This is a genomic window from Methylophaga sp. OBS1 (assembly GCF_026319365.1).
This window is the reverse complement of record NZ_JAPDMS010000001.1, coordinates 280457-306753: the sequence shown is the minus strand read 5'-3', so window position 1 is coordinate 306753 and position 26297 is coordinate 280457. Positions and strand designations below refer to the sequence as shown.

The 26297-nt window shown below is 49.2% G+C and carries 28 protein-coding genes; 3 read left to right on the top strand and 25 right to left on the bottom strand.

Annotation, left to right across the window (positions count from 1 at the left end; translation table 11 throughout):
• Nucleotides 1-24: 24 nt before the first annotated feature.
• The 8 genes from OMQ46_RS01465 to OMQ46_RS01430 form a co-directional block, all read right to left on the bottom strand.
• Nucleotides 25-324: a hypothetical protein gene (locus OMQ46_RS01465; protein ID WP_266235238.1), complete on the bottom strand. Its 300-nt coding sequence runs from the start codon at nt 322-324 to the stop codon at nt 25-27.
• A 196-nt stretch (nt 325-520) separates the two neighbouring features.
• Nucleotides 521-961 (bottom strand): cytochrome b, encoded by a 441-nt coding sequence (locus OMQ46_RS01460; RefSeq protein ID WP_266235236.1) that lies wholly within the window; start codon nt 959-961, stop codon nt 521-523.
• Nucleotides 962-1000: 39 nt separating this feature from the next.
• Nucleotides 1001-1552: a hypothetical protein gene (locus OMQ46_RS01455; RefSeq protein ID WP_266235233.1), complete on the bottom strand. Its 552-nt coding sequence runs from the start codon at nt 1550-1552 to the stop codon at nt 1001-1003.
• A 386-nt stretch (nt 1553-1938) separates the two neighbouring features.
• Nucleotides 1939-4116, bottom strand: coding sequence for a TonB-dependent receptor (locus OMQ46_RS01450; protein ID WP_266235231.1), 2178 nt, complete (start codon nt 4114-4116; stop codon nt 1939-1941).
• A gap of 59 nt (nt 4117-4175) precedes the next feature.
• Entirely contained in the window at nt 4176-4478 is a 303-nt protein-coding gene (locus OMQ46_RS01445; RefSeq protein WP_266235229.1) for a hypothetical protein, read from the bottom strand.
• Between the two features lie 132 nt (nt 4479-4610).
• Nucleotides 4611-5327 (bottom strand): ZIP family metal transporter, encoded by a 717-nt coding sequence (locus OMQ46_RS01440; protein WP_266235227.1) that lies wholly within the window; start codon nt 5325-5327, stop codon nt 4611-4613.
• Nucleotides 5328-5392: 65 nt separating this feature from the next.
• Nucleotides 5393-5986 carry a hypothetical protein gene (locus tag OMQ46_RS01435; protein WP_266235224.1) on the bottom strand — a complete coding sequence of 198 codons (594 nt, stop codon included), beginning with the start codon at nt 5984-5986 and terminating at the stop codon, nt 5393-5395.
• Nucleotides 5987-6024: 38 nt separating this feature from the next.
• Nucleotides 6025-6825, bottom strand: coding sequence for a phosphatase PAP2 family protein (locus OMQ46_RS01430; RefSeq protein WP_266235222.1), 801 nt, complete (start codon nt 6823-6825; stop codon nt 6025-6027).
• 320 nt (nt 6826-7145) lie between these two features.
• Here OMQ46_RS01430 and OMQ46_RS01425 point away from each other — a divergent pair, with 320 nt between their 5' ends.
• A complete protein-coding gene (locus tag OMQ46_RS01425) occupies nt 7146-7580 on the top strand; it encodes a GlcG/HbpS family heme-binding protein (protein WP_266235220.1) in 435 nt (144 codons plus the stop codon).
• A gap of 185 nt (nt 7581-7765) precedes the next feature.
• On the opposite strand, the gene OMQ46_RS01420 is transcribed toward OMQ46_RS01425, so the two are convergent.
• From OMQ46_RS01420 to OMQ46_RS01400, 5 genes are all read right to left on the bottom strand, one after another.
• On the bottom strand, nt 7766-8494 hold the full coding sequence (locus tag OMQ46_RS01420) for an NAD(P)-dependent oxidoreductase (RefSeq protein WP_266235217.1): 729 nt from the start codon (nt 8492-8494) through the stop codon (nt 7766-7768).
• A 79-nt stretch (nt 8495-8573) separates the two neighbouring features.
• The gene (locus OMQ46_RS01415) at nt 8574-8939 is read right to left on the bottom strand and encodes a VOC family protein (RefSeq protein WP_266235215.1); all 366 of its coding nucleotides are present in this window, start codon (nt 8937-8939) and stop codon (nt 8574-8576) included.
• Nucleotides 8940-8986: 47 nt separating this feature from the next.
• The gene (locus OMQ46_RS01410; protein WP_266235214.1) at nt 8987-10078 is read right to left on the bottom strand and encodes a hypothetical protein; all 1092 of its coding nucleotides are present in this window, start codon (nt 10076-10078) and stop codon (nt 8987-8989) included.
• A gap of 13 nt (nt 10079-10091) precedes the next feature.
• A complete protein-coding gene (locus tag OMQ46_RS01405; RefSeq protein ID WP_266235212.1) occupies nt 10092-10553 on the bottom strand; it encodes a GNAT family N-acetyltransferase in 462 nt (153 codons plus the stop codon).
• Nucleotides 10554-10855: 302 nt separating this feature from the next.
• Nucleotides 10856-11284 carry a helix-turn-helix domain-containing protein gene (locus OMQ46_RS01400; protein WP_266235210.1) on the bottom strand — a complete coding sequence of 143 codons (429 nt, stop codon included), beginning with the start codon at nt 11282-11284 and terminating at the stop codon, nt 10856-10858.
• A gap of 67 nt (nt 11285-11351) precedes the next feature.
• On the opposite strand from OMQ46_RS01400, the gene OMQ46_RS01395 reads away from it, so the two are divergent.
• On the top strand, nt 11352-11852 hold the full coding sequence (locus OMQ46_RS01395; protein WP_266235208.1) for a DUF2938 domain-containing protein: 501 nt from the start codon (nt 11352-11354) through the stop codon (nt 11850-11852).
• A gap of 112 nt (nt 11853-11964) precedes the next feature.
• On the opposite strand, the gene OMQ46_RS01390 is transcribed toward OMQ46_RS01395, so the two are convergent.
• The 10 genes from OMQ46_RS01390 to OMQ46_RS01350 form a co-directional block, all read right to left on the bottom strand.
• Nucleotides 11965-12726 carry a penicillin-binding transpeptidase domain-containing protein gene (locus OMQ46_RS01390; protein ID WP_266235207.1) on the bottom strand — a complete coding sequence of 254 codons (762 nt, stop codon included), beginning with the start codon at nt 12724-12726 and terminating at the stop codon, nt 11965-11967.
• A gap of 42 nt (nt 12727-12768) precedes the next feature.
• Nucleotides 12769-13224, bottom strand: coding sequence for a DUF6653 family protein (locus tag OMQ46_RS16575; protein WP_323135142.1), 456 nt, complete (start codon nt 13222-13224; stop codon nt 12769-12771).
• A gap of 163 nt (nt 13225-13387) precedes the next feature.
• The gene (locus OMQ46_RS16605) at nt 13388-13711 is read right to left on the bottom strand and encodes a GFA family protein (protein WP_416234830.1); all 324 of its coding nucleotides are present in this window, start codon (nt 13709-13711) and stop codon (nt 13388-13390) included.
• Nucleotides 13712-13890: 179 nt separating this feature from the next.
• A complete protein-coding gene (locus OMQ46_RS01380; RefSeq protein ID WP_266235203.1) occupies nt 13891-14292 on the bottom strand; it encodes a GFA family protein in 402 nt (133 codons plus the stop codon).
• A gap of 336 nt (nt 14293-14628) precedes the next feature.
• A complete protein-coding gene (locus OMQ46_RS01375; protein WP_266235201.1) occupies nt 14629-15171 on the bottom strand; it encodes an NMCC_0638 family (lipo)protein in 543 nt (180 codons plus the stop codon).
• Between the two features lie 118 nt (nt 15172-15289).
• Nucleotides 15290-15625, bottom strand: coding sequence for a hypothetical protein (locus OMQ46_RS01370; RefSeq protein WP_266235200.1), 336 nt, complete (start codon nt 15623-15625; stop codon nt 15290-15292).
• Between the two features lie 66 nt (nt 15626-15691).
• A complete protein-coding gene (locus OMQ46_RS01365) occupies nt 15692-16462 on the bottom strand; it encodes a CPBP family intramembrane glutamic endopeptidase (RefSeq protein ID WP_266235198.1) in 771 nt (256 codons plus the stop codon).
• 114 nt (nt 16463-16576) lie between these two features.
• A complete protein-coding gene (locus tag OMQ46_RS01360) occupies nt 16577-17125 on the bottom strand; it encodes an STM3941 family protein (protein ID WP_266235197.1) in 549 nt (182 codons plus the stop codon).
• A gap of 74 nt (nt 17126-17199) precedes the next feature.
• A complete protein-coding gene (locus OMQ46_RS01355; RefSeq protein WP_266235195.1) occupies nt 17200-17823 on the bottom strand; it encodes a hypothetical protein in 624 nt (207 codons plus the stop codon).
• A gap of 492 nt (nt 17824-18315) precedes the next feature.
• Nucleotides 18316-19497: a pyridoxal phosphate-dependent aminotransferase gene (locus tag OMQ46_RS01350; protein WP_266235194.1), complete on the bottom strand. Its 1182-nt coding sequence runs from the start codon at nt 19495-19497 to the stop codon at nt 18316-18318.
• A gap of 422 nt (nt 19498-19919) precedes the next feature.
• On the opposite strand from OMQ46_RS01350, the gene dksA reads away from it, so the two are divergent.
• Nucleotides 19920-20342, top strand: coding sequence for an RNA polymerase-binding protein DksA (dksA, locus tag OMQ46_RS01345; RefSeq protein ID WP_266235192.1), 423 nt, complete (start codon nt 19920-19922; stop codon nt 20340-20342).
• 88 nt (nt 20343-20430) lie between these two features.
• Here the strand turns inward: dksA and OMQ46_RS01340 are convergent, their stop codons facing one another.
• Both OMQ46_RS01340 and OMQ46_RS01335 read right to left on the bottom strand, forming a co-directional pair.
• Nucleotides 20431-24474, bottom strand: coding sequence for a translocation/assembly module TamB domain-containing protein (locus OMQ46_RS01340; protein WP_266235190.1), 4044 nt, complete (start codon nt 24472-24474; stop codon nt 20431-20433).
• Nucleotides 24475-26223, bottom strand: coding sequence for an autotransporter assembly complex family protein (locus OMQ46_RS01335; protein ID WP_323135138.1), 1749 nt, complete (start codon nt 26221-26223; stop codon nt 24475-24477).
• Nucleotides 26224-26297 lie beyond the last annotated feature (74 nt).

Genomic DNA, 26297 nt, shown 5'->3' with positions numbered 1-26297 from the left:
CACTCGCTCCCAAGTTTCGAGGAATTAATTGTCGAGGCTTTGCTGCATTTGGGCTTCGGTTGATGGAATAAGCACAAGACGATATGTACGGTATTCCTTCTCCAGCACTTTTTTGACTGCCCATATACCGCCAACAACGGCACAGGCAATGCCCACTACCTGAGACCAGAGTAGGTTTTTTTCCTCCAGTCCTGCAAGCGCGATCAGAAATCCGGTGAGAAAGCCGAACACCACAGCCAGCAGGGCTGTGATCAGAAAAGTACGCCAGAAAATACTCCACCAGACCCGGGCCGCTCTACCCCAGGTGACATCCATGATTTGCATAATTCACTNCTTGATTGGNTTGTGAATGCTTCAGTTTTTTACAGATAAAAAAATGGGCCGCTTTGCGACCCATTTTTCATCAATTTTGCTGTATTTACCAGCGCATCATCCGACGAACAATGCCGTCATTTCTAAACGCATGATAAATCGCGCCACTGACGTGAACAGCAACGATGCCGAGTAGAACCCAGGCGGTTTATGTGTGCAATTCACCCCAGAACTCGTTCATCTCTTCATCCGGCGCCGCAATCCGCGGAAACTCAATGATCCACCACCAGACGGTATCCCAGCGAGTANGCGCTGATGACAAATAACCGGTGACACACACGGCCAGAATCAAACCGTAAATAGCTACGTGTGCCAGAATCGCCAGCCAGTGCATCCAGCCTGTCATACTTGTTGAATCCACTGGGGCCGGACGATACTTCAGCCGGACATAAAGCAACATCAGAATAATAATCACCAACGTGATACCGATGTTTTTGTGAAGTTGGAATGGGAAAGCCCGGAACTGCAATTCCGGAGATGGTAGCGGCAGCCCCATCATCCACCAACTGGAAATGAATAAAAAGAAAATTGAAACAGCCAGCAACCAATGCAGGATTACCGCCGTTCTGTTAAAACCTTGTCTTTGCATAACAGCTTCCGTTTATAGTTCGTTGCAATGATTGAAGAATTAAGCTTCGGCTTCGGTGTGTCTGCCAGCGAGTGCGCCGACGACTAACATCAAGTGAAGAATAAACCAGAGCAGGATCCCGCCCAGGTATACTTCACGCAAAGTTGGTCCGGTATTAACCACCGCAGCAAACTGCAGCAAGTCGACCGCAGCCAATGCACCGAAAACCGTGACAGCCGCTTTGGAAGCCCAGGGAGTGTAGTTCACCAGCGCCCCACCAATAATGATGGACAAAAACGCCAACACTGCACCAATACCAGCCAGTGTCATTTGTGCAGCAGGGAACCAATCAGGGGCGGCCAGTGCGATACCTTTAACGTGCTCGATAAGATATTCACACTCAGCAACAGTGATTCCTTCTTCTTCAAGTTCCTCTTCAGGACAGTCTGCTTCCGGCATAACACCACTTGCTGGCATGTTATTGACGATTACAGACTGTTTCATTGCTTCGTTGCCATGAACGGCAGTTAGAAAAACCCCCAGCATGATAGCCACCACACCGAGGATGCTGGCCCACGACGGGGTATTGTTGTTTAATCCTTCAGACACCATACAGCACCTGTCCTCTCGTTGTTATTAATGGATTTATCTCTCTCTTGAGTTGAAAGCTGCGACTGACAGGCCCCCCACCTCTTACAGCGATGTTTTCAACACAATTAACTAAGCTAACACAGCACAATTAGCTTAATCAAAACTTCTGACAGGCTATTCAAGCTTTTGTTCAGGGTCTCTTGGAGAAGCGTGATCTTGGGTGCATTTATTTTTGCTGCCACGCTGTATGAAGTTATTGGGAGAAATAATGCTGAAACAGCAACAAGTCCAGACAACTGCAGCTATGACAGTGAAATATCAGGCGGTGATCTTGTCAGGAGTGAAAGATCACCGCCCTTGGTTAGTGAGTCCCTTTAAGCCTGCAACGGGAACTCATCGTGCGATGCTTAAAACGGCAGGTTCATCTGCAGGGTGACATTACGTCCAGGACTCAATGCATAACCTTTATAGGTATCCAGGAAATCCCGATAGTCTTCATCCAGCAGATTATTGACACGCAAGGCAATTCTACCCGGCTGACCACTGGCCTCGTAAGGCAAATCAAAGCCAGCGTATAGATTCAGCAAGGTGTAATCATCCGTTGATGCTGTACCAAAAGGCGTGTTGTCGAACTGACTGAAAGGTTCCAGTTGCCCTGCCGCATCCTTGTCTTTTTTGTGGACCACTTCAACCGTCAGATAAGGATTTTCCAATGCCCCCATGGCAGTCGGCGTCAGGGTGACGCCCCCTCTGATTGTGTCAGCCGGAAGCAGAGGCAGATCATTGCCGCTGTCATCAAAATCGCCCCTGACCACCTCATAACTACCATGTAATGCAACCAGCGTATTCAATTGATAATGCGCAGACAAATCAGCGCCATAGAGTGTGGCATCCGCCTGTTCTGCCTGCAGAATAGGGAGGCCACCGGCGTTGGTCTGGCCAGTATCACCAAAAAACAGGTAATCGCTGATTTTGTTTCGATAAATGGTTGCTTTGGCCTGCAACCGCTGCGACCGCCACCGCAAAGAAAAATCTGTATTGATCGCGGTTTCTTCCTCCAGCGTCGGATCACCAATTTGAACAGCTGCGACACCGCCATGAACCCCGTTGACAAACAATTCAAACAGGTCTGGTGCCCTGAAGCCTCTACCCAGATTAGCTGCGGCAACCAGATTATCGGTCAGTTGATAACTGGCACCGACTGATCCGGTCATCACGCTATAGGTCTGTTCCCTTGAGCCTGCGTTCGCGGGAATCACCGTCTGGTCACGCGTTTCGCTGGCCTTGGCTTCCTGTTCGCGACGGTCAAAACGTAAACCGGCATTAAGCGTCAAGTCGCCCAACTCGAACTCTTCAAATCCAAACACCGAATAATTACTGATTTCGCCGCCCGGTGATAAGGCAACTTGTCCCTTGGAGACCTGCTCCTCCCGGACGACCTCAATCCCCCAACGGCCGCTCAGCCAGCCATCAATATCGTTATGAACCAGTTCTACCCGTCCAGTGTAGCTGTCCCGCTCCAGGTCAATCACAATATCCTCAGGTAAATAGTCACGCGTACTACCTTGTGGACGATCGGCAGCAGGCGGCGGCCCGGGGTTTGACTGCCGTTTATTATTTGACCAGGTAAAGCTGGGCTCCAGATGCCAGCCTGGCGATAAATCGATCATCGCCTCGAGCTGCAACAGATCATTCTCCAGATTCTGACCAATCCCGATGCCATCAGGCAGATTGAGAGGCGGCGGTAGAAGGTAGTTATGCTCATCCTCCCAGTGTTTATAACGCGCGGTAATGGTGCCGAATGGTGCTAACCACCCCACGGCAAACTCACCATTACGCTGTTCAAAATCAGTATGATCCAGTTCACCGGAAAAATTGGGCGCACCCGGACGGCCACTTTCTGAGAAAGTAGCTTCATTAGGGGTCGTGATATTTTCGCCTTCCCGTCCCAGAAAGGCCCCGGTCATACCGAACTGGTCATTAGCGGCATTGATCCTGAGTCCACCCATACGTTCGTTATTATTCGTGGCGTACCCTGCTGTCACTTCCCCACCCAGTTCAGTTTTTCCTGGCGAGGCAAAGGGAACGGGAGTAGAGATAACATTGACTGCGCCCCCGATGGCATCGGAGCCGTACAAAATACTTGACGCCCCTCTCACCACTTCAATTCTGTCGGCAAAAAAAGGCTCGATATTGGGTGCGTGACGCACCCCGTACTGCTGATGATAGAGACCAATGCCATTTTGCATGACCCGTATCCGGTTGCCACTCAGCCCGCGGATTACCGGCTTGCCCGTCTGGCTGCCAGTACCGATATTGCTGATACCGGGTAAGCGATCGAGTGTCTCTCCCAATGAGGCTGATTGATTTTTTTGTTTCTCCCTGCCCTGCAACACCTGGACATCGGCTGGTGTGTTGAACACAGGTGTTCGCTTCGCCGTGCCGGTCACCGTTAAGGTATCGAGTTCGGCTGCAGCTAATTGAGGTTGCTCGTTGTAAGTCTGGCTTTTGTCCTGTGCTTGTGCATGCACGGGATAAACAACCAGCGCGGCCAGCATTGCGCTGGCATTAAATATGGTTTTCATCTTTTTCTCCACGCTGAATAAAGCGCACGCTATAAGGTGCGTCCAATCATGTCTAAGATTCAGATAGAGAGATGTGGTGGTGCTCTGACATGGTTAATGATTGACAGTAAGCCATAATCGATGGGCTCTTCAGATGCTGTCGGCGATGTTTGCCAGCAGGATAAAAGCGCCCTGGCAGTGCCCCTGAAAAAAATATCGCCGATGTGTTGAGTGAGATGAAACTGCTCACAATCACAACTAGCGGGAATATGGGGGACATCAAATAAATGATGATTAGCCGCATGCACCTGGCTGTTGGCTTGTACCATCACCAACAACAGCAAACTCAGCAGCACCTGCATATAAGCGTGTCGAAACAACATAAATCTGAATTAGGTCAATCATCTCAATCAAAAGCTATGATACATCGTATCATTCTATACCTACCTACATGCAAACCCGGGTTAATATAAATGCCTGAGCGGTAGGCTTTTGATTGTTTAGGGAATGAAAGTTTAAGGGCTTATGATCTGATGACCTATCAGACCTAACAAAAAACCGCCCAGGGCAGCCAACGGCGGCGCATAGTGATTTTTCAACCTTGCTTGCGGCGCTATATCCTGAAAGATCAGATACAGGATGCCACCGGCAGCAAACATCATAACCATGGCAATAATAACGGGATGGTCAGCAAGAAAAAAATGTCCAGTCAAACCTGCTAACGGCCCTAGCAATGCCATCAGTGTAAATGCTGATACCACAGACCATGACGGGTAAGAGGTGGACTGAGCCAATTCCCGGTAGGCATTAAATCCTTCGGGTAAGTTTTGCAGTGCGATGATGATTGCCAGTAGCAGCCCTGCCTCAGGAGAAACGGTAAAAGTAGCGCCCATCGCCAATGCTTCAGGAACAAAATCAGTCAACATCGCAGCCAGTTGGCTGACTGACGTGCCCTGGCTAGAGAGAAAATAATCCAGCCCCATAAAAGCGAGACCACCGCTGGCAAAGCTGATACAGACCAGCGTCAGCGATAAATCCTTGCTGCCTTGTGGCACGAGCACCAGCGCCACGGCAGCAATCAAGGCACCACCACCGAAGGCGATAACACTATGTCTGAAGTCGGTCTCAAGCCAGGATGGACGTATCCGCTCGATACATGCCAACGCTGCCCCCAGTGGCATCATCAAGCCAGCTATGAGGGTTAGCAGTGACAGTTGAAGCCAGTCACTCATCGTCATCACCAATATCGGGTTGAAGTCTCCCTGTCTCGTTGCAGGTGTTATCGCGTTTTGCCACGTTACTGCCCTGCCACACGCCGGTAATCTTTTTGCTGACTGAAAAAATGTCTGAATAAAAGATGGGATGGCAGATAGATCAATACAACCAGCGCCACAAAGAACAGACACAGATAAGCTAATGGCGGCAGCACGGTTTGAGGCCCTCCAAGACCATAAACCCAATTTATATTGTCTGTCCGTTCTGTCACTACAAAAGTCAGGGGCAGCACTAACAGTGCAAGCATCACCTGCGACCGGAAAGCCCGCCTGTCATAGCCAAGGCGTAATAACAGATAGAGCAGTAAGGGTGGCAGGATCAGATGAAAAGTGCCAGAGAGCAGCCTGATAAGCCGGGATTCAGTCTCATCAAACATGTAAGCGGCAATCCCCATGAACTGGCTACCTGTCATAAAATCCATGACCCAGGCGGTCTCCAGCAATAAAACACTGACCGCCATGGTGCTCACTATCAGACGATTTTCGAGCCAGACTGCTGCTACCAGTGCTATCAATGCAATATCAGAAAACCAGAGAAAGTTTGTGGGGCCCAGTTCATGCCAGTAAATCGGCACAATGATACAAACGAGTACGGTGTAGCCAACTTTTAGCCACATTGGGAGGCGATTCTTCTGCCTACCGGTCACTGGCGCATTCATAGCTCACCGCTGCTCTGGTGCTGCCATTTTCTGTGAATTAATTCTGCCACAGCGATTCCCATCAGCAACCAGAAGCTGCCAACCAGAAACCCTGCGACCACATCACTGGCATAGTGAACACTCAACACCAAACGACTCCCCCCTATCAAAAGGATTAACATCGCAGCCCAGTAAATTAACTCAAATCGCTGGCGAGCCGAACTTACCCCCCGGCTGATGATGTAGGCCATGAATCCATAAACCGCGAGCGCACTGGTGGCATGACCGCTGGGAAATGAAGGCGTTATCTCGACCAAATCGGTTACTGATTCAGGTCGTGGTCGCTGTAGCAGGAATTTACCGGTATAAGTCATCAGCTGCGAACCCAACACCGTCAGCCAGAGAGGCGCAATAAAGCCACTCAGATGATGCGCCCAGAATATCCCCGTAGCGACCACTGCTACCGCGATAAGCGCCGGAGCGCCACCCAGATCCGTCAGCCAGGCAAAAGCCATCAGGGTACTGTCGGTTCGAATCAGTGTCAGTTGTTCATTAATCCAATAATCGATCCGGATCAGCTCTTCTGCTTCCAGCAGTTCTTCGACCAGCCCGGCGAATAATGCCAGCAGATATAGCATCACCAATATGATGAGGCTTAGTAGTAAGCCTGAAAAATGCGACGTTGTCAGTCTCGCCTGCACAAGCTCGCTCATTTTCGGGTAGCGAACTTTGAGTTGAGACCACAGGCCGGCCACCTCGTCTCGATGCCTGGCCTTTAACAACCAGACAGCAGCTTTGTGATATAACACTGTAGCCATGCGTGAGGCCCACCAGCAAAGTGGTCTCAGCATAACAATCAATAAAACCAACCCCATCAACGGTAAATATGACGAGAGCATGTTTATCTCCGCTTATCCGGCTTAAGTTCGATTATTTTGCTCATGTGTTTCCGCTGAAACAAATTCTTCCCCGCCCGGCTATGTGATTATTACTAAACCAAGTCGCCAGATAAATTGTCACCTTTAGTGACAGCTTAAATCCAACACGGCAACAAAACAGTCATCTTCTTCCATTTACGCACAGCGCGTGAGTGTAGGAGAGTACTTGGCGTTGTCAGTTAATCAAAAAGGAGGTTTATATGCATGTCACTTCAGAAGCAGCGAATAAAGCTATTGATGGTGCACTCGCCAAAGCAGAGTCTACTGAAACCCGCATGTGCATAGCTATTGTTGATTCCGGCGGTGCATTAAAAGCGTTCTACCGCATGGATGATGCCTGGGTGGGCAGCATTGACATCGCTATAAAAAAAGCACAGACAGCATTGTATTTCGGCATGCCCAGCGGTGAAATCGGGCAGCTGTCCCAGCCGGGCCAGCCTTTATATGGCATTGAGCACTCAAACAACGGCCTGATTACCTTCCCTGGTGGCGTCCCGATCGTCGATGATGATGGCTATATGTCCGGTGCCATTGGCGTCAGTGGCAGTTCTGTAGAAAATGACAATCTAGTGGCAAGAGCTGGGGTCGAAACCATCGGTGTCTGTGATTTACCGGATCATCCATGGAGAACCTAATCATCGACTCTGCTGGAGCTTAATACTCCAGATAAACGAATAAAGCGGCTATCCTGCAAAAAGGATAGCTGCTTTAATCTAAAGTCAGATACCTAATTTACAGACACCGTGCACGTCATCCATCAGAGGCATGTATAACACCTCACGAAGTATTATTTGAGCCGTTTCGTGTCATCGTCAGTCCCTTAGCCCGCATCGTTATATATCACCGGCATCTTCCCTTTCCAGACAGACCAGAGGTCGGGATCAACAGCCAAACTGGCCATAAAATGAGCTACGTTTTCCCGACTGGTCGTGCCCGGATTAAAAATGACGTTTCTGATCGGCGAAGGAAAGATTCTATACGCCGAGGCCTCCGATTCGTTGATGAGACTATCCGGTCTCACTGCAACCCATTCAATGATGGGATGATTCTGACCGATATGGGTTCTCAGATAATCTGCTGCCTGCTCATTATCCCGGTGTGGGGGCAGTAAAAAACGGACAACTGAGATCACGAATCTCTGGGAAAATGGCGGCTTTTCAGGGATATCACGGTTACTGTTTCCCGATGTATTCATCAGAATGAGCTTCACTTTGTGATCTGGAGCAACACCTTCAACACCACTGATAAGTTTCTTAAGGGTATCGGTGACCAGGCGTCTGGGTTCTCCAAACACCCCTTTGAAAGTGGGCTTATGCCCCAAACAGGATATAACCACACCACAACCAACAAGATGAGCTGCAACTTCCCGCTCACTAAGCTGGGAAATATCAGCAGTGACTTCCGAGTAATTAGCCTGATTACCAACAATGTCTGTCAGCGAACTCCCTTCTCGCATGATAGCCACGACATGAATGTTCCGCCGGAGCAGTTCAGCCACGACCCGCTTTCCGGTCGCCCCACTTGCCCCGGTCACTAATGCCTTGTTCACTTAGCTGGCATCCAGGCGGTAGGCCACAGCAGTTTCAGGCTTTCTATGTTTGCTATCACTATAAGCACGGTGGTAATGCCTAGATATTCTGACCAAAGCGCCAGACAACACCACTGGGATCATCAACGATAAAATCCAGCATCCCCCAGGGTTGCTCTGTGATCTCTGAAACCGCAACGCCGTATTTTTCCGCCACACCAGACCGGGTTATGTGTTGATGCCACGCTTTTACATCCTCAACCAGCACGTGCATCATCAAGTTCTCTGCGAGTTCTTTCACGTAGAAATCCTGTAACAGAAAGCTGCAATCACCATAGCGGAAATAAGCAATGCCTCCAGAGTCTGAGGCTTTGGTAAAGCCGATATCTGAGTAAAACTGCTTAGACCGTTCAAAATCTCTAGCTGGCACGAAAGCCTTGATTTCAACTGTATTCAAATTACCCATGTTCAATCCTTGTTTAACTGGCAGATTATTAGGCATTCCGATTGGCTTTACTGCCCATAGGGTGTCGACAGCATCTCTATCACACCGAGTTCGACGCGAAACACATAAACCAACATCACAATAAGACAAAGACAGGCGAAAGCAACAATGGCACTGGTGCTTTTATCAGGGTTTTCCGGTAACTCGAACTCTACCCCTTTTTTGTTGAGATAATCAGAGTAAAGATCGCATAAAGCCAAAACAAAGATTGGTCGAAGCACCAGCATCAGAATTGCCAAAGTAATCAATAGCGGAACACCAGCCCAAAAGTAGAAGGTATAAATGTGACCGTATATTTCATCGCCACTGGGCACGATATCCATAGTCATAAAGATAACGATGACGCCACCATAGCTGACACAGCCGATAATCCAGCAAAGCGCTGAATAGCCGGCCCGCAACTTGGCCACTTCGACAAAATTATCTTTGACGAAAATAACCGAATTTTTACCCGACTTAATCAGGTTATTTCCTGTAACAATACTGGGCAAAATGCCGGAGATACCCAGCTTCCAGGCATAATACAGCGCTTCACTTAATACCGCATTCCTTCGCCCTCCTTTCTTGGGCAATCGATCCAGTATTTGATTCACCGTGATCCAACCATCAATCCAGTGAAACGACCATAGGGACCAGCTGTGGGGAAGAACAAGCTCTAAACAGCTTGCCACGCTCGATTGACGACCTTGCTTATGCAAGAAATGGGTCGCCCCCATGCATCCAGTAAGAATCCCCACTGGGAAGGCCGCCAGGCCAACGCACACAAAAGACCAGGCTAAGAGCACCCAGTCTGCAATTGAACCATCATCCGATTCTGCGGCACTTCGCCAGACCGTCTCGGGAATCCAATCAAGCATCTGTACCCACAGCAAATACGCAAGGCCAATTGATGCCCACTGCAGCAAACTGAATAGAAAGATTTCTTTTTCTTTAAAGCCTAATGATATGGCATAGCCGACCCTGGAACCGAAGTTTCTGATGCCACCGGACGGCTTTTTCTCAATACCGGGAATCTCTTTTATCTCGTCCCTGACGAAATCAAGTTTATTTAACAGTCCCACTCCAAGTCCTTTTGCAAGATTGTCACCGTTATCCGTCACTGTTTTCTGGCAATCAACCGATTCGCTTGTACATGATATCGACCATCACGCCTTTATACAGACATCGTTCCATATGATGCCAGCCCAATTTTTGATAGAGCCCTGATGCGTACTCAGTATAGAGATACCAGACAGAAACACCCGACTGCACAGCCTCAAGTTCACAGCGTGAAATTAACTTGCTGGCTATACCTTGATGCCGATAGTCCTCTTTTACGTATACCGCTGCTAACCAGGGGGATAAATCCCGCCTGGTGTCCATATCGTGATGGACTATCGCCGCCGAGCCAAGCAGTTCATTGCCAGACAAAGCAATAAAGATCGAGGGAATCCCCTCTCGTCCTGCGGCATCCCTGATGACTTTCCTGCGTCCTTCCAGCGTCAGCGACGGGTTCAAATGTTGCCATTCCGCATGGTGGCGTGTTGCCAACTCAATAATCAATGCCTTTTTATCAGCCAGAGGAATAATTTCCATATTTTATCTACCTCAATGCTCAAAAGCCGGATCAGTGTGGCTTAATAAGGTTTACCCATGAAATCATCCAACACGATATCACGCAGAGTCTGAGTGCTTATCTTATATACAGCAGCCCCGCTCTCAGCACTGAATCCGAAGTGATGGCAACGCGGTAGTTGATACCCATATTTTCGGGAGTGGTTTTTCTATACCAATAGTCTTCAAACAGGTACCAGGTTCTAAGCAGAAGCACACAGAATGCTCCCACATATTTCAACGTTTTCACTGGCTATGCTTCTCCCCTGTGCATAAGCAACTGTTTATTCCACGTTACCGCGCACTCCCTTTCTTCGATTGTCTCGGACCTTGAGCGTAGCCAGATTCATTAACCGCCGGAACTTGGGACACGCCAGATGACTGGGCGCAGTACATGCCGCGGCATGCCTTAGTCCGTCCCGCATGGTAGTTAACTGGCGAATTTTCTTGTCCAGCTCGTTAGCCTTTTGCGACAGCAGTTGTCTGTCGATTCGGGGCTGGTCGCTGCCAGGTTCAAACATCAGCACAATCTCGTCCAGCGAAAATCCAGCCGCGCGCCCGAGTGAAATCAATGACAACTGATCCAGGACAGCTGGCGAAAAAGTACGTCGCAGGCCCTGCCTCCCCGTCGAATGGATCAGCCCCTTCTCTTCATAATAGCGTAGCGTAGAAGCCGGAAGACCTGATTTTTTTGCCACCTGAGAAATATCCATACAGCCCTTGACTTAAAGTTAACTTGAAGTTGTAGGCTAGCATCAATCACGTTGATAAGGAAAAATTATGGACAACATCACCCACGATTTAATAACCATTATTGGCCTTGGTATCGGCGCCACGCTCTTGATGGATATATGGGGACTGGCTCGCAAGCCCTTACTCGGTATCTCTCCGCCAAACTACTGCCTGGTGGGCCGCTGGTTTGGCCATATGATGCGAGGACAGTTTCAGCATCAATCGATCAAGGCCTCCAAACCCATTCAGGGAGAATGCTTTATAGGCTGGTTTGCCCACTATCTGACCGGCATCTGTTTTGCCAGCATATTAATCATATTCTGGGGGATGTCATGGATTGAACAGCCTAAACTTGTCCCCGCCCTCTGGGTCGGCCTGGGAACACTAGCCGCACCATTTCTGTTGATGCAACCATGTATGGGCGCCGGCATCGCAGCGGCGAAAACACCCAACCCATGGCAAGCGAGAATTCAAAGCTTAGTGACCCATCTGGTTTTTGGGTTTGGCCTTTATCTAGCGGGCTTGCTGATCAAGTTTATGGGCACTTAGTTAACAGCGGTTTGGCTTGGAAAGGGTATAGCTTGCCCAAAATAGCAGGCTTGATGCCCTTCCCTACTGGAGAAGCCAGGAACTCAGTCCAACAGCGCGCCTCTTAAACCTATTAGTGTTCGACAATATCCAGCAATCTAAATGCTTCCAGGGTAAGCGATTTTCTTAACGCCAAATCTGAGCTTTGCTTTATCTCAATGTGGTTGGCAAAAAACCAGGTTTGATTGTTGACAACCAGATACCCCACATACCATCCATCTTTACCGGACCAGCCGGTTTTCGACCAGATTTTTACAGCGCTGTTGCTGTCGGAAAGCATAATCTGCTTCAGGGTTTTTATATGTTGTTGCTGTATGGGTAGCGTCTCTGCGTAGACTTTTCGCAGAAAGCGGATTTGATCTTCCAGAGAGACCCGCAAATCACCGTCCAGCCAAAACCGTGTGATTTCACTGCCGGTTAATTGGTTTCCATAATCAAAATCACGGAGGTACTGATGGTATTTCTGGTCGCCTACCATTTTGGCATAACGTTGATAGCACCATACGCACGAGACTTGAAAGGCTGTTTTCAGTGTTTGATCCGCGTTCCATGGCTCATAATCACGCTCAACCCCATCCCAGGCAATCACTTCCGAGGCATCTTTAATCAAACCTTCCTCAAGTATGATGAGCGTGTTGGGAATTTTAAATGTCGAAGCAGGGATGTAACTTGCTTCGTTATTCAGGTTGTATTGATACTTTAATTTTCCATCAGCAGACTCAATGAGTATTGAGCCTTCAACGTTGTTGGTTTGGTACAGGTTTTCGAGCTGATTCTCCGAAGCATATACGTTAGCTGAGAGCATCCATACAAAAAGAAATCCTAAATACTGCATATTCATCCTGATTTTAAAATATGAGTGCATAACGCTCTCGCATTATGTTTTATACCATGATTGGTAGCGGGGGTTAGCGTCTTTCATATCGGTGTATAGCCACACCATACGATCGACAAACCATGCCTTAAAAACCATTATCCAGACATTACCGAGGACCAAAATCCAGAAATCCAGCGCAACCAAGCCATAAATGAAGATTGGAAGACCGATAGCGGATAAACACTGCAAGACTCGGCAGACTATTCGATGATGATGCGGAATAGCTGTGTTTTTGCGGTTGAGATAAATCCGCTCTCCAAAGGTGCCCATTGAGGCCCAATTATTTGTTTTCCTTGGCACATTAAATAGTCGTGGGTTCAGCCATACCCACAATATGGCTAGAAAGATTGGCGCTATGGAATAAGCGCCAATCCAGTCCCTCGACCAGAATGCAATGGAAATGAGTGGTAACGTCGTAAACCTTGTGTACACGCTCCATGGGTTGGCGTGCCTCATCCATACATCGTCAGTCATGGACATGGACTTCTCTGCGAGTTTAAGGATATTCATACGCCCCCATACGAAGTATCACGCTGCCATGTACAAGACGAGTTTGCCAGCACTCGCCGACCATCAACGACGGATTTAATCGCCCTGTCAGTCCGGTTCTGATGGCAACTCATAGCGTTGGTGGCGCTTCTGGATACTGTGGAAGATCATCAGCAATGTCTATCCACGGTTGTTTGGAGGATACCCAGAAATGCATATCAGGTTTAAACAGCGACGGATCGTCCAGACTCCCTGCCGTAAATCCGATAACTCCCGCCGAAGCACGCCGGGAAAATATGCTTGTACCACAACGCGCACACGCCCCTCTTTCGAGCGTCTCTGATGAGTAAAATGTATTAACGGGTCCGGTGATAGAAACATCTTCAATCCGCACGAGCACTCGAGCGTTAAATGCTGCACCAATAGCCTTTTGACATTGCCTACAGTGACACACTCTCTGGTTCAATGGCTCAGCAGTCGTTTGGTAACGAACAGCACCACACAGGCACCCACCGCTAAATTTTGTCACCAGGAAAGCCTCCTCATCTTAATGGTCCTACCCCGCGCTCTGCGGCAAATTGGGAACGTAACTATAGATCCGTCCGACAACAGCCACTGGTTATGTATGGTAGTTCAATCTGGCAGGCCTTCGAACGTCGGCAATGCCGTTAACACCACATCCCAAGCCGCTTTACTGGATGAAAAGATATGCGCAGTTGGCGACATGGTTATTTCAGTATCCAAACAGCCCGCAGGCACGACGAGCAAACCTGGGAGCTGCGTGTTTGGCAGGGCTGAGCCACACAACTTGCAAAAGCTCTTGTTATGTCGAGTGCCAGGAAGCGTAAACGAAGTCACTGCATCTGCCCCCGAATGCCAGATCAATTCAGCTGACTGTGAAAACAGGTTTGCCGCATAAGCGGCACCCGTATCTTTTTGGCAATAGTGACAATGACACAGGTAAAAGCTTTCAAACTCACCTGTTACCTCGAACTTCACGGTGCCGCATAGACAGGAACCGAAATACTTACTCATCAGCCTCACACCTCCCATAGCTTGTGGCTGAATGCCACATTAGTAGCCTTCAAAACTGCGCCAGCGCTTTGGGATATCAACTGCAGCAATTTGCCAGGGTCCTATCTATTGTTTCCAAAATGAATGAAATGCGTTCGTCAATATTAGTACGCAGCACTTCCGATGTTTCGTATCCCCACTGCAAATACCACTTTTTCATGCCCGCAACCCACATGCAGAAGCCAAGTCAAAGTCGCTGGGGTTTGATGGGTTCTTCAGTTGTCATCAGTGCATTCTTCGGCATAATGCTTCATTCAGCCGAAGCGTTAGCGGTCAGTTGCAATGTCTTGTTAGGCATTACAGTAAACTCGTACTAAAAGCCACCTGATAACTACCAATAACCTTGGTGACTGCACTCATGACAACGCTTACTTCTTTCTCAGGTAATTCCACAGTGAACTGATATGTCTTGAGTTCATTATCTCCAGCAAACATAGGAATGCTCTTTGTAGAAAACTTCCATCCAGATTTTTCCGAGATACGATTAATACTGTTATTTATGTGTGTGATGTAATTAGCAACGTCTGTCTCCTTAATAAAAACAGTACAAACACCATCATTTCTGTATGCGACAGCGTAATTTCCATCTCGTGAACTAAACGACCATGCCTTTCCATCCGAGCCATTCAGAAAATGCTTAGATAACTCAGATGGCAGTGGCGCTTTTATTTTCATTCCATTAGTCATGAAGTCATCAAGAGCATTGGCATCCCCGGCATTTTGTACGCAGCTTGATAAAGAAAAGTTTGCACCGAAAAACTCAGGGTCACTCGCATTTGACTGACTGCACCCTGAAACTATGATTAAGAGAGTTACAAAAAGTATAGCTTTTACTTCCATGTTTTATTTCCTTTGATGCCTAACGCCAATATTAAACGGCCGACTTGCCGGAGCAAGGCGGCCCGGTGGAGGCCCGCCAGGGCCGGAACGAACTTGAATGACTGGTTATGTGCTTGGACTACTGGGAACACGGTTGTAGCGAAAAAACGAAAAGCCCAAACCATACATTACCAAGCAATATCAGCAATTTGATCGCACCCCGAGCAAACGCGGGAATATTTTGATAGCGGTATAAATAGCCTATGACCACCCATTGCGCAGCCAGCCACACGGCTGAGAAATACAGGATGCCTTTGTGACACTCTATTTCAGAGGCGGTGTAATAGGTATACCACCAACCCGAAACCATACCCGTGGTGAGAAGAACGAGAATCGCGCAAGACAGCCGATTGCGCCAATGTGGGTATTCCGTGCTTAAAAGCTTTTCCTTTGCTTCGGTCAATTTTCCCGCCATTCAAATCTATTCAGGAACTGCCACAAAAACGCCTGCAATCACGCGCTTGTCGCGTCCTTTGCTTTGTTATGCCAATCCTAAGCTCAAAACATAGCTCACTAAATGTGCGAAAGCGTGAGCGATGATCGCCGCTTCCAAGCCATACCGCCAATACAGGTAACCGAACAGCATCCCGAAGGCGGTATTAGCGCCGACGATGAACAGCACCACGTAGCCCGTCAACTCCCCAGTCTGCATTGCTACCGCTGGTAAATGGCCCGCGCCGAAAAGCAGCGCGCTCACGACGATGGCCAGCCAGACATAGCGAGGCCGGGGAATACCGCTTCGATGTTGCAGGAACCGCCATGCCAGCCATACCAAGACTGTCATTAGCCCCCACCGTAAAAGCAGCTCCTCTGTGACCCCGCCATAGAGCACACGCGCCATTATCGGCACTGTAAATGGCTGATCCACCTCAGCGAGGATCGATGGGAGTCCGAAACCGCCAATCGCGAATAGCCCAACTCCCCCCACGACCCCGGCGACCAGACCGGGAAGGAGCTGCGGCCGAAGGGCCGACCTGATCGAGCCCGCAGTCACCGCGGCCTCAAAAGCAGCAGCTCGAAAACCAATTTTCGGCGCCAGCACCACGCCCAACCACACCGCGACAGCGACTAACAGCGCACTCTGCGCAATACTTGCAATTAACACCAACCATAGGGGCGCGGCAAGCGTCACGTCAGCCATAAGTTGTGGTAGCACAGTGACTGTGAGCGCGACCACGCCGAGCATGCCCGCAACCCACATGCAGAAGCCAAGTCGAAGTCGCTGGGGTTTGATGGGGTCTGCAGTTGTCATCAGTGCATCCTTCGGCATAACGCCGCATTCACCGGCTTGTCCGGTGCAATGCTTTGTTAGGCTTGCTTTTCCTCGATTTTTTAACTTTCCATTAAAAACTCAAGAAGAGTATTGTTAGGCACCTGAACCATATTTGCTAAAGCTGTTTTCTACGAGTTCTAGTAACTTCGAATAGCTGATTTTTAGTGAATTTGATGATATAGCAATTGGACTGCCAACCATTTTCATGTTTGCATTGTTTAAGGCACGCTTCATTGCGCCGCCCCGATCTACATATTTTTTGGGATCTTGGACATGGATTATTAGCATTTTTTGTCTTTGGATCTGATATTCGCTAAAACCCGATATTTCCGCCCATGGGATAAGCCCGGCAGCTACACCGCTTGAATTATCCGTGATGCCCTTATGATTGAAGATTAGCCCCGGCTTTGAATCGAAGAGTTTAGTGATGCCATAAGCGGCACATAGACCGAAAAACGCCATGCAGATGTAGCCAACTGCATGGGCTATTTGAGGGTTGCTGTATTTGCGTGAAGATTCGATTTGTTCGGAATCTAATGTGGTGAGCCAAAGACCTCCAACCACAAATGCCAGTGACCCAGCAATCATCAGAATGATTTTAAATTTGCTGAGCGCTATTACTATTTCGTCTTCGTTTTGCAACGTACTCTCCTTGGTGCCTAATGCTTCATTCAACCGACGCGTTAACGGTCGGCTGGAAGGACATGTTAAAAAACTCAAAAGCAGTCTTCATTCGAGTAAACATCTATCAGAGTTTGATTTGAGCTATTATTCACTTTCTCCTTGCGGGTGTTGAATACATCGAAACACACGTGACGTTCCTGATCAGCCAATATCTTTGGTGCTGAGCATCCAACAAAGGTTTTAGATTCTCTGACAGAATTTCCAGTTAAGGTCTCAGCAATACAGACTTTATGTTTGTTAGGGTCATTTTCTTCAGGGATTAATAGTGGACCATAGGTATAGCCCCTTCTAGAAGTAAAATTGACCTTATAAATGACGTCAACCTTCTTTTCTCGTAACCAGACCGGAAACCATAAGTTCTCATGCTCAAGAATACTGAGCACAACCGTGTGATCACCATCAATCAAGCCTAAAGCAAATGGGCAGCGTATATCTTTTCCATCATCTCCCTTGCAGCTTAGACCACGAATGTCTTGATTGTCGACGGACTTTGTATAGACAGTAGTGTTCGAAAAAAAATGACCTGCTAGCACTCTAACTAATAACGCGACTTCCTGATTTGTTTTTTTGGGACCTGAGTATGTCGGAGCATGATCTGGAAAAGTAGTACAAGCCGATAACAAAAGTATTGTCAGGAGGAAGTAAATGAATTTCATTATGTGTTTCTAACAGCCTGTTAATAAGGCCGTTGGCCTCATAATAAATATTATCGGGCGGCCTTTTAATTTTCTGGCAAGAAATGCCTGGTGCTCGATAAGTCTATGTAAACATGGTAGAAATGGAAAAAAGATTCTTTTCAAGGAGAAAAGAATCGGGCCGACTATACGGATTATTGTCGGGTTAGTTATGTGGTTATTCAGGGATGAGGTCGCTTCCATGCAAAACAAATCTCCATTTCTCAACGCCATTCAACAATTTATGATGGTCAGGCGAGATAGCCTTGGTCTTTCCATGTTGTAGCCTAATATTTCACAGGCTTGGGCTTGTGGCAAGCGATCGGTGGATTGCTGCGTCGTCACCTCCTCGCAATGACCAACGTTTTATTAAGCTTTCGCTATGGTCGGCTTTGTCGTTTACGCTTCAAGCATGAAGGAGTCTGACGGTTTGCTTAAGCGCAGCCTTCTGATTTCATTGCGCATTTCCTTTCATCATAATCTACCTAATGCTTTACCTATTCTCTCTGCCGCCTCAAGCAGTCGCTCTTCACTGGTGGTATAGGCAAAGCGACAATGTTTTTCTGCTTCGAAATTGCCGAAATCAAGGCCCGGTGTAATGGCCACGCCTGCTTCTTTGAGCAGGTAGCGTGACAGAGCCATGCTGTCTGGGACTTTTTCGTTTAATAACGTTGAACAGTTAGCATAGAGGTAGAACGCGCCCTGGGGCTTGACGGGTATATCAAAACCGATTTCCCTCAAAGCGGGTAGCAAGGCATCACGGCGCTGCTGCAGGATTTGACGGCGTTGCTCAAGGATAGCCAGAGTCTCACCTTCAAAGGCTGACAGTGCCGCATATTGCGACATGGTAGGGGCAGCGAGATAAAGGTTTTGTGCCAGGCGACCCATGACTTCGGTGTAGCCATCGGGCACGACCAGCCAACCTAATCGCCAGCCGGTCATGCCGAAGAATTTAGAGAAGCTGTTTATCACAAACGCTTCATCATCGACTTGCAGGGCGCTGGGTGCGTGGAAGCCATCGTAGGTCAGGCCGTGATAGATTTCGTCAACGATGAGAGTGCCCTGCTCTTTTTTTACCGCCGCTGACAAGGCTGCCAGTTCAGATTTGGTCAATACGGTGCCAGTTGGGTTGGATGGTGAAGCCACCAGGGCAAGACGGGTGTTTGCATCCCAATGTTCTTCAACATGCTGTGCTGTGAGTTGGTAATGGCTCTTTGCCGTGACCGGAACGGCATTGACTTCTCCCTCCACAAACCGGGCGAAATGGCGATTACAGGGATAGCCCGGGTCGGCCAGCATGACTTTGTGGTCTTTATCAAGCAAAGCCCCCATGACCAGCAGCAAAGCGCCGGAAGCACCGGGTGTAACGATAATCCGATCCGCTGAGACCTTTACGCTATAGTGGGTTTGATACCAGTCCGCAATGGCTTGTCTGAGCTCGGGCAAGCCCAGTGCCGGTGTGTAATGGGTCCGGGCATCTTCGAGCGCCTTGATGCCAGCTTCAATAATCGGCTTTGGTGTCTCAAAGTCAGGCTCTCCGACTTCCATATGAATGATGTCATGGCCGCGCGCCTGCATGGCTTTGGCCTGGGCCAGAATATCCATCACATGAAATGGTGAAATGGCCTGTGCCCGTTTGCTGATTGGCCTGCTCATGAATCTCCCTTGAAAATTAGACGCTTACTCGAACGATTACCGGCAAGGATAAGAGTAATGCTGCACGCTGGCAAAACAATCCTGAATCAGGCTTGATCTCAGGCTTTTTATCTGGCGTATGATGGGAACATTGAAAGTCATAAAGCGACGTTGTGACCACGTTGTCACAAACAAAAACCAGCATTTTTGTACGCTAAAATGGACTTGGCACTGGGTTATTATGATGCGCGATTGATTGCGCCGGCGCACATGAGCACTGTCAATCCGCGAAGTGTTGAGTGTTTATCAAAAACAGCCGCTTTTTATTAGTTTATTCGTGATTTTTGACTGTTGAATTGGGCTAAAATGGAATTTTAGTTTTGCACATGCGAGGGCGTTCTGGTATAGATTCGCCCTTGGTTTTATAAGTATGAGGTTTCAACATGGAAAACACTCAAGCCGACGCTAAGTTCACTCCTTACCAGGAGCAGCCAGGCGAAGAATACATGAACGACGCTCAGGTTGAGCATTTCCGTCACATTCTGCTGTCATGGCGTGCTCAGTTGCGTGAAGAAGTTGACCGTACTGTTCACCACATGCAGGACGAAGCAGCGAACTTCCCTGACCCCAACGATCGTGCCACTCAGGAAGAAGAGTTCACGCTGGAGCTGCGAACCCGTGACCGTGAACGCAAACTGATTAAAAAAATCGACGAGTCGCTGGTCGACCTGGAAAAAGGTGATTACGGCTTCTGTGAATCCTGTGGTACCGAAATCGGGATTCGTCGTCTGGAAGCTCGTCCTACAGCAACACTGTGCATCGACTGTAAAACGCTGGACGAAATCAGAGAGAAAAACCGCGTTTGATGCCTGGCGGGCTCAAGCTGCTTGCAGCCTGCTTTAAACCTCATACGCTAGACAAAAGCCCTGCAATGCAGGGCTTTTTTTATTTGTGTCAGTCTTCAGGTCCACCACGCTCAAAGGTATAGAGCAAATCCACCCCACTCTCGGTGCCGGATTCCGCTTTCAGGGACCATATTTGACTGAGCTGATAGCGCAACTCAACGGTGCTGACGGATTCGAACACACCAATGCCATAACTTAAATAGAGTTTTGGCGATAGATATTTACCCACCTGCACCGCGGCATTCTCGGCGCTATCACCTTCAATCGAAAACTCATCAAGTCCAAAGGTGCTGGCAATTTCGTCGCCAATCATCGCGCCATTCTGCAAGCCCATACCGGTCGCTGCTGAGGCTAATAAAGCGGCGTCGGTGGCACTGGCCTGATTCAACGGTTTACCCAGCAGCAGGTAGGACAATATGTCGTCCTGGCTCATGCTCGGATCAGAAAACAAATCCGCCTGTGGTGAAGCAGCTGTGCCCTGTATTCGCAGCCCGGCCTGGTAATCTTTGCCTTTACGCACCGCTTTGATATCCAGTTCGGGGTTGTCAATGGGACCGCCGGCAAAACGGATACTACCATCATCAACATGCAAGGTCTGCCCATAAGCGATGTAGCTGCCGTCTTTGACCATAATCTCGCCATTCGCCAGCAAGATATCGCTGGTTTTACCGAAGACTCTCAATGAGCCTGTCAGACGACCCTGAAAGCCCATCGCCTTAAGTTTCACTTTATCTCCCAGGCTGACCGTGATATCGATTTCCGTCACCGCCGCAGACTCATCGATCTTTTCTTCATCACTGACAACCACCACATCGCGGCTGGGGCTGACGGTCGAGTTAAACTGGGTCGGCTCAATCTGGGCGCGTGGAATATGCACTTTGCCGGTTACCAGGGTCTTTTGCGGCGTCACAGACACCGTTAACTCCGGTTCGGCAATCACCAAGGCCTCAGGCGTATTCATGGCCTCGAATTCCCGTCCCTGGATGTTGGTCGTCAATTCCCAGCTGGAGTCTGTCAGTCTGAAGACGCCATCCCCCATCAGACTGCCACCGCCTGAACGCGCCTGGAAATCAAAGTTGACCGTATCGGTATTGCCTTTAACACTCGCCTGAATTTGTTCCAGCACGATCCCGGCATCGACGATAGCGACTTCACCCTGCTGCAGGCAGGCTTGGCCCTGAATTGCAGGCTGGGCCAGTGTGCCACTGATATCGAGATTGATATCAAGCTGACCCTTTAGGTCACCAAAGGCCGGGTGTGATAACTCCAATTGCGACAAATCACGCACTGCGGTGGTGATATTACCGTCCAGTGCTGCTTGTTCAGGATGGTTGATCAGCGTCGACAAGCCCGCAGTCTCTAATTCGGCATGCACTGCCGAAACGCCATCCAACTGAGGCTCGAGATGGAAACTGGCTGTACTCTTATCGGCATCGATTTGATAGCGCAGACTGACATTGTTCAATGGCACCGGCTTTTGCTGATTCAGTGCGGTCTGGTTCATTTGCAGACTGGCATCGTCCAGATTGATTTCACCCTCACCGATGATCACCGATTGTTCATCTGATGCCAGAGAAAACTGCCCACGCAAGCGGCCCTGAAGCTGTTCGATTTCGACCACAAAGGCTTCAAACAGGCTGAGCGGGAGATCAGCGAAGTGACCAGCAGCCTGCCACTGCTGGTCCTGATGCCTGGCCTCAAGGCAGAACTCGCCAGTGGACGATGACCAGCAGTGTAATGGCACAGTCTGCTTTTGTGCTGAGAGCGTCATCAGCCCTTTTTCGCTCAACTGCCATTGTCCTGCCTTATCATTGCTGAAACTCAATTGCTGTAACTGGCCCTGCCAGACCTGTTCGGTATCCAGCCCGCCACTGGCTTGCATTGACAGGTCAAGTGGTTGGGAAACAAGTGTGAGCTCGATATCATGCTGCTGTTGTTTGCCCTCGATGTTCAGATTGAGACTTTCAGCTGTCAATTGCGGCAGCCTGAGATTCTGCAATGCAATATCTGCATTCAAGTCCGCGTTCTCTGCCAGAGTCATTGTGGCCGTGCCATTCACCTCTCCTGCCTGAACCTCACCATAAGCGATCGCTTTGCCGTTTAACCGAAGCTCGGCGGCGGGCATTTCCAGCGTGCCGGAGACAGTACCGTCTGCATCAAGGCGGCCCGACACCCCAGGATAAAAATCTTGCAAATCAGTAGATTGCAGCGACCATGTAAAGTCGAGACTCTCCTGCTGAAGCTGACCGCTGGCAGCCAGGCTAGATTGTCCGGACTTCAGTCTCAAATCGCTGACATTAATGCGCTGTTCGCTATAACTGACAGCGCCGTTCAGCTTGAGTGGTCGGTCACGTAACTCACCATCAATGGCAATATCCTGCGCATCAACCTGAATGCCTGTGTCGGGTGCGGAGACCCTGATTGCCGCATCTCCACTCAAACTACCCGGCCAGTCAGCCGCTAACAGGCCAGGATTGAGTTCATTTAATGCCAGTTGACCGTCGACCCGAGTATCCCCCTGCCACAACAACGGGCCCTGATAGCGCATCGAGCCTTCTGCCAGTTGAATCATCAGTTCAGCAGCATCAAAGCCACGACTGGTCTCCCCACTGCCGTTGGCCTGAATACTGGCTTTGATATCGTCGATGAGCAGATCGGCTTTTGTTGATAGCTGCAAAGTTTCGGGGTTGCCATCCAGTTGAATCTGACCCTGTTCCAGTTTGATAACGCGTTGAGCCAGATTTTCCGGTAACACGATATTCTGCCAGTCGGCATCAAGCTGATACTGCATCGGCGAGGCCTGCCAGTTGACCATGCCGGTCGCATCAAGGCGACCTTGAAAGCCTTCAACTTGCATTGACTCGATTTGCAACTGACTCAGACTACCTGTCGAATCAGCTGACACATGCAGGGGTTGCTGTTCCCAGTTCAAAGTCGATTTGAGCTGTGCCTGATAATTTTCCATTGTGCCAGTCACAGAAAGCGAACCGTCAGGGCTTGTAACCAACGTCTGGTCGCCCGTTAACGGCCAGCTGAGATTTTGCCACGAAGCAGTCAGATCCGCTTCTGGCGACTCGCCGCTGATATTGACTTTACCGGCAAGCTTCAGCGTCTGAGCTTCACTAATGGCTGTGTTGAGGGCCAGTTGCCAGTTTTCCAGGTCATCGGAATTAATATCGGCATTGACAGCAAGCGGCGGCAGCTCGGATTGTAATACACGGCCACTGATCTGGGCATCAACACGGTTCAGGCTGCCTTCGGCCCCGATATCAAGTGCTTCAAACCGGGTGGGCTGGTCGGGCATCACCGCCGCCAAATCAATCTCATCGGCTTTAGCTTCGAGCGTCCACTGCAAGTCATCGAGTACATCGGTTACCACCACCGTTTGCTGCGAAGCCAGCGGTTCGGAGACCTTCTGTTTCAGAATGAGCTTCTCGATATCACCGTTTATATTGCCATCCAGCTTTAAGGGCGCTTCAAACAACTGCTTCAATGTAACGTGATAGTCGATTGATGCCGGGTATGGCGACTGAAGTGCCAATTTACCATTCAGGCTGGTCTCCAGGTCGTCACGCACGACTGATAATTCGTTGATGATCAGCTCGTTATCATTGAGTGCTGCATTGGTACTGAACGTGTTGATCAGAGGCGTTTCCTGACCTTGTTCATCGATTAATGCAACATCTGTGAGATTGAAACTGGCTATTTTTATCTGCAGTGGTAACTGTAGCTCGGGCAGATTTAACGCCCCCTCTTCAGCCGTTGTCTCGCTGGCGACGGTATAGATATCAAGTTTATTGATGCTGAGCGTATCGATCTTGAGCGTGGCACTGAGAAGCGCGGCAGGCTGCCAGTCGAGGTCGACCTGTTCGATCTCTGCACCGCTACTGTCCTGAGGGCGATACTGAATCCCCCGTAGAGACAGATTACCCAGCACACGACCCTCAGCCTGGTTAATCTGTAACGCAGGGACGAAACGTTCGCTGAGGCTGACCAGCGCATTCAGTCCGGACTGCGTTCCCAGCAACCAGGCGGATGAAAACAGTATCAGCAGCAGTAAAATAATGAAGGAATAAAGAAGCTTTTTACGCATTTAGAGATCCGGGCCTATCACGATATGAAGTCCGATCGATTCATCCGTGTCTGACAGGGCTTTGGCAATATCAACCCGGATTAGTCCAACCGGCGAACGCCAGCGCACACCGACACCGACACTGTATTCAATCGGGTCACTGAAGCTGTTGTAGGCATTACCGAAGTCAGTAAAGACGGCGCCACCCCAATCACCCAGGAACATATTTTCATATTCCAGGCTGCCGACAGCCAGATAACGGCCGCCTTCGACTTCACCATCATCCCCTTCCGGTCCCAGCGACTGGTAGTCAAAACCGCGGATGCTGTTATCGCCACCGGCGAAGAAACGTAATGAGGTCGGTAGTTGTTCGAAATCATTGACCTCGGTCGCGCCGATAGACGCCCGGGTAATGATACGGCTGCTTTCGCCAATGCTACGGATATATTTACCGCGTAATACGACCTGCCCGAAAGTCACATCTGACAGTAGCGCCTCTGACGCGCCAGACAGTGATAGTGTCAAGCGTCCGCCATGGCGGGTGTAGAGGGTATTATCAGCCCAGGTCCTGCTCCATGAAACGCCGGGGATGAGCAGCAAAGTTGATTCACTGTCATCAGACACATCAAAGTCTTCCTGCAACAGTTTCAGTGAGCCGGTTTCATCCCAGCCAAAGCGTTGTCGCTTGTAATAGCTCCCGACCGCAAATGATTGACTCTCACTGGTATCGGTATCCTGCTGTTTATATTCTGTGTTGAAACCGACGGTATTAATAGTCTCGCTCCAGAACGGCATGATGTAATCAGCAGACAGACTATTGGCAACCTGCGACAGTCTGGCATCAGCTGTCAGACGGTGACCACGATCATTGATGTAGCGATTCTCCCAGCCCAATGCGAGTCTCGCACCGGTGTCGGTGCCATAGCCGAGGCCGGCAGTGTATAGATGTTTGGGTTTCTCGTTCAGACTGACTGTAAGCGGCACCTCGCCGTTCTCTCGTTGTTCGCGCTCTGCACGGACCGATACCGAGTCAAAATACCCGCTGTTGCTCAGATTATTCCGCATTGAAAGCACTTGAGCATCGGTATAGGCATCTCCCGGCGCTATCGGCTGCAATTTCAGCAGCAGTCTTTCACCGATCACCGTATCCGGATAATTAATCTGACCGAAATGGTAGCGCTCACCGGAATCGTAATATAAATAAACATTTGCCAGATATTTATCAGGATAGACTTTAACTTCTGCCCGCGTCATTTCTCCATCAAAATAACCCCGGCTGGCGGCGAGGCGCAGGATCGATTTTTTAGCACTCTCGTATTGCTGATGATTGAGTTGCTGACCGGACTCCAGAGCAAAATCTTCAATTAGTTTTTCAAATTCGGGATCGGTCTCCGCCTCACCGCGGATCTGCAGATCCACTTTTTCCAGTGTGACGGCCTGGCCCAGCTCAATCTGGTAAGTGGCTTTCCAGCCTGAATCAAGCTCGCTTAGTTCACCCTCAATGCTGGGCGAATAGTAGCCATAAACGGTCAGCATCTGCTGAAGAGACTCCAAACCGCTTTGATATAGCTTTTCCACATAACGCGGATTCAGCCGCTCGCTGTTCTTCTGCTGTTCTATAGTGAGACCGTTTTTTAACGTTTGGGTCAGCTCTGGATCAACACCATTAAGCTCAACATTGATCCGACTGTGCTCTTCTGCACGCAAAGGCAGACTGAGCATCACTAAGACAATAAAAATGGTACGAAAAACGACTGGCGTTATCGACAAAACTCAAACCCATGAAAAGTGCTAAGAGAATCACATTATGACAGCCAAGTAGGCGGTTGCCATAATTCTATGGA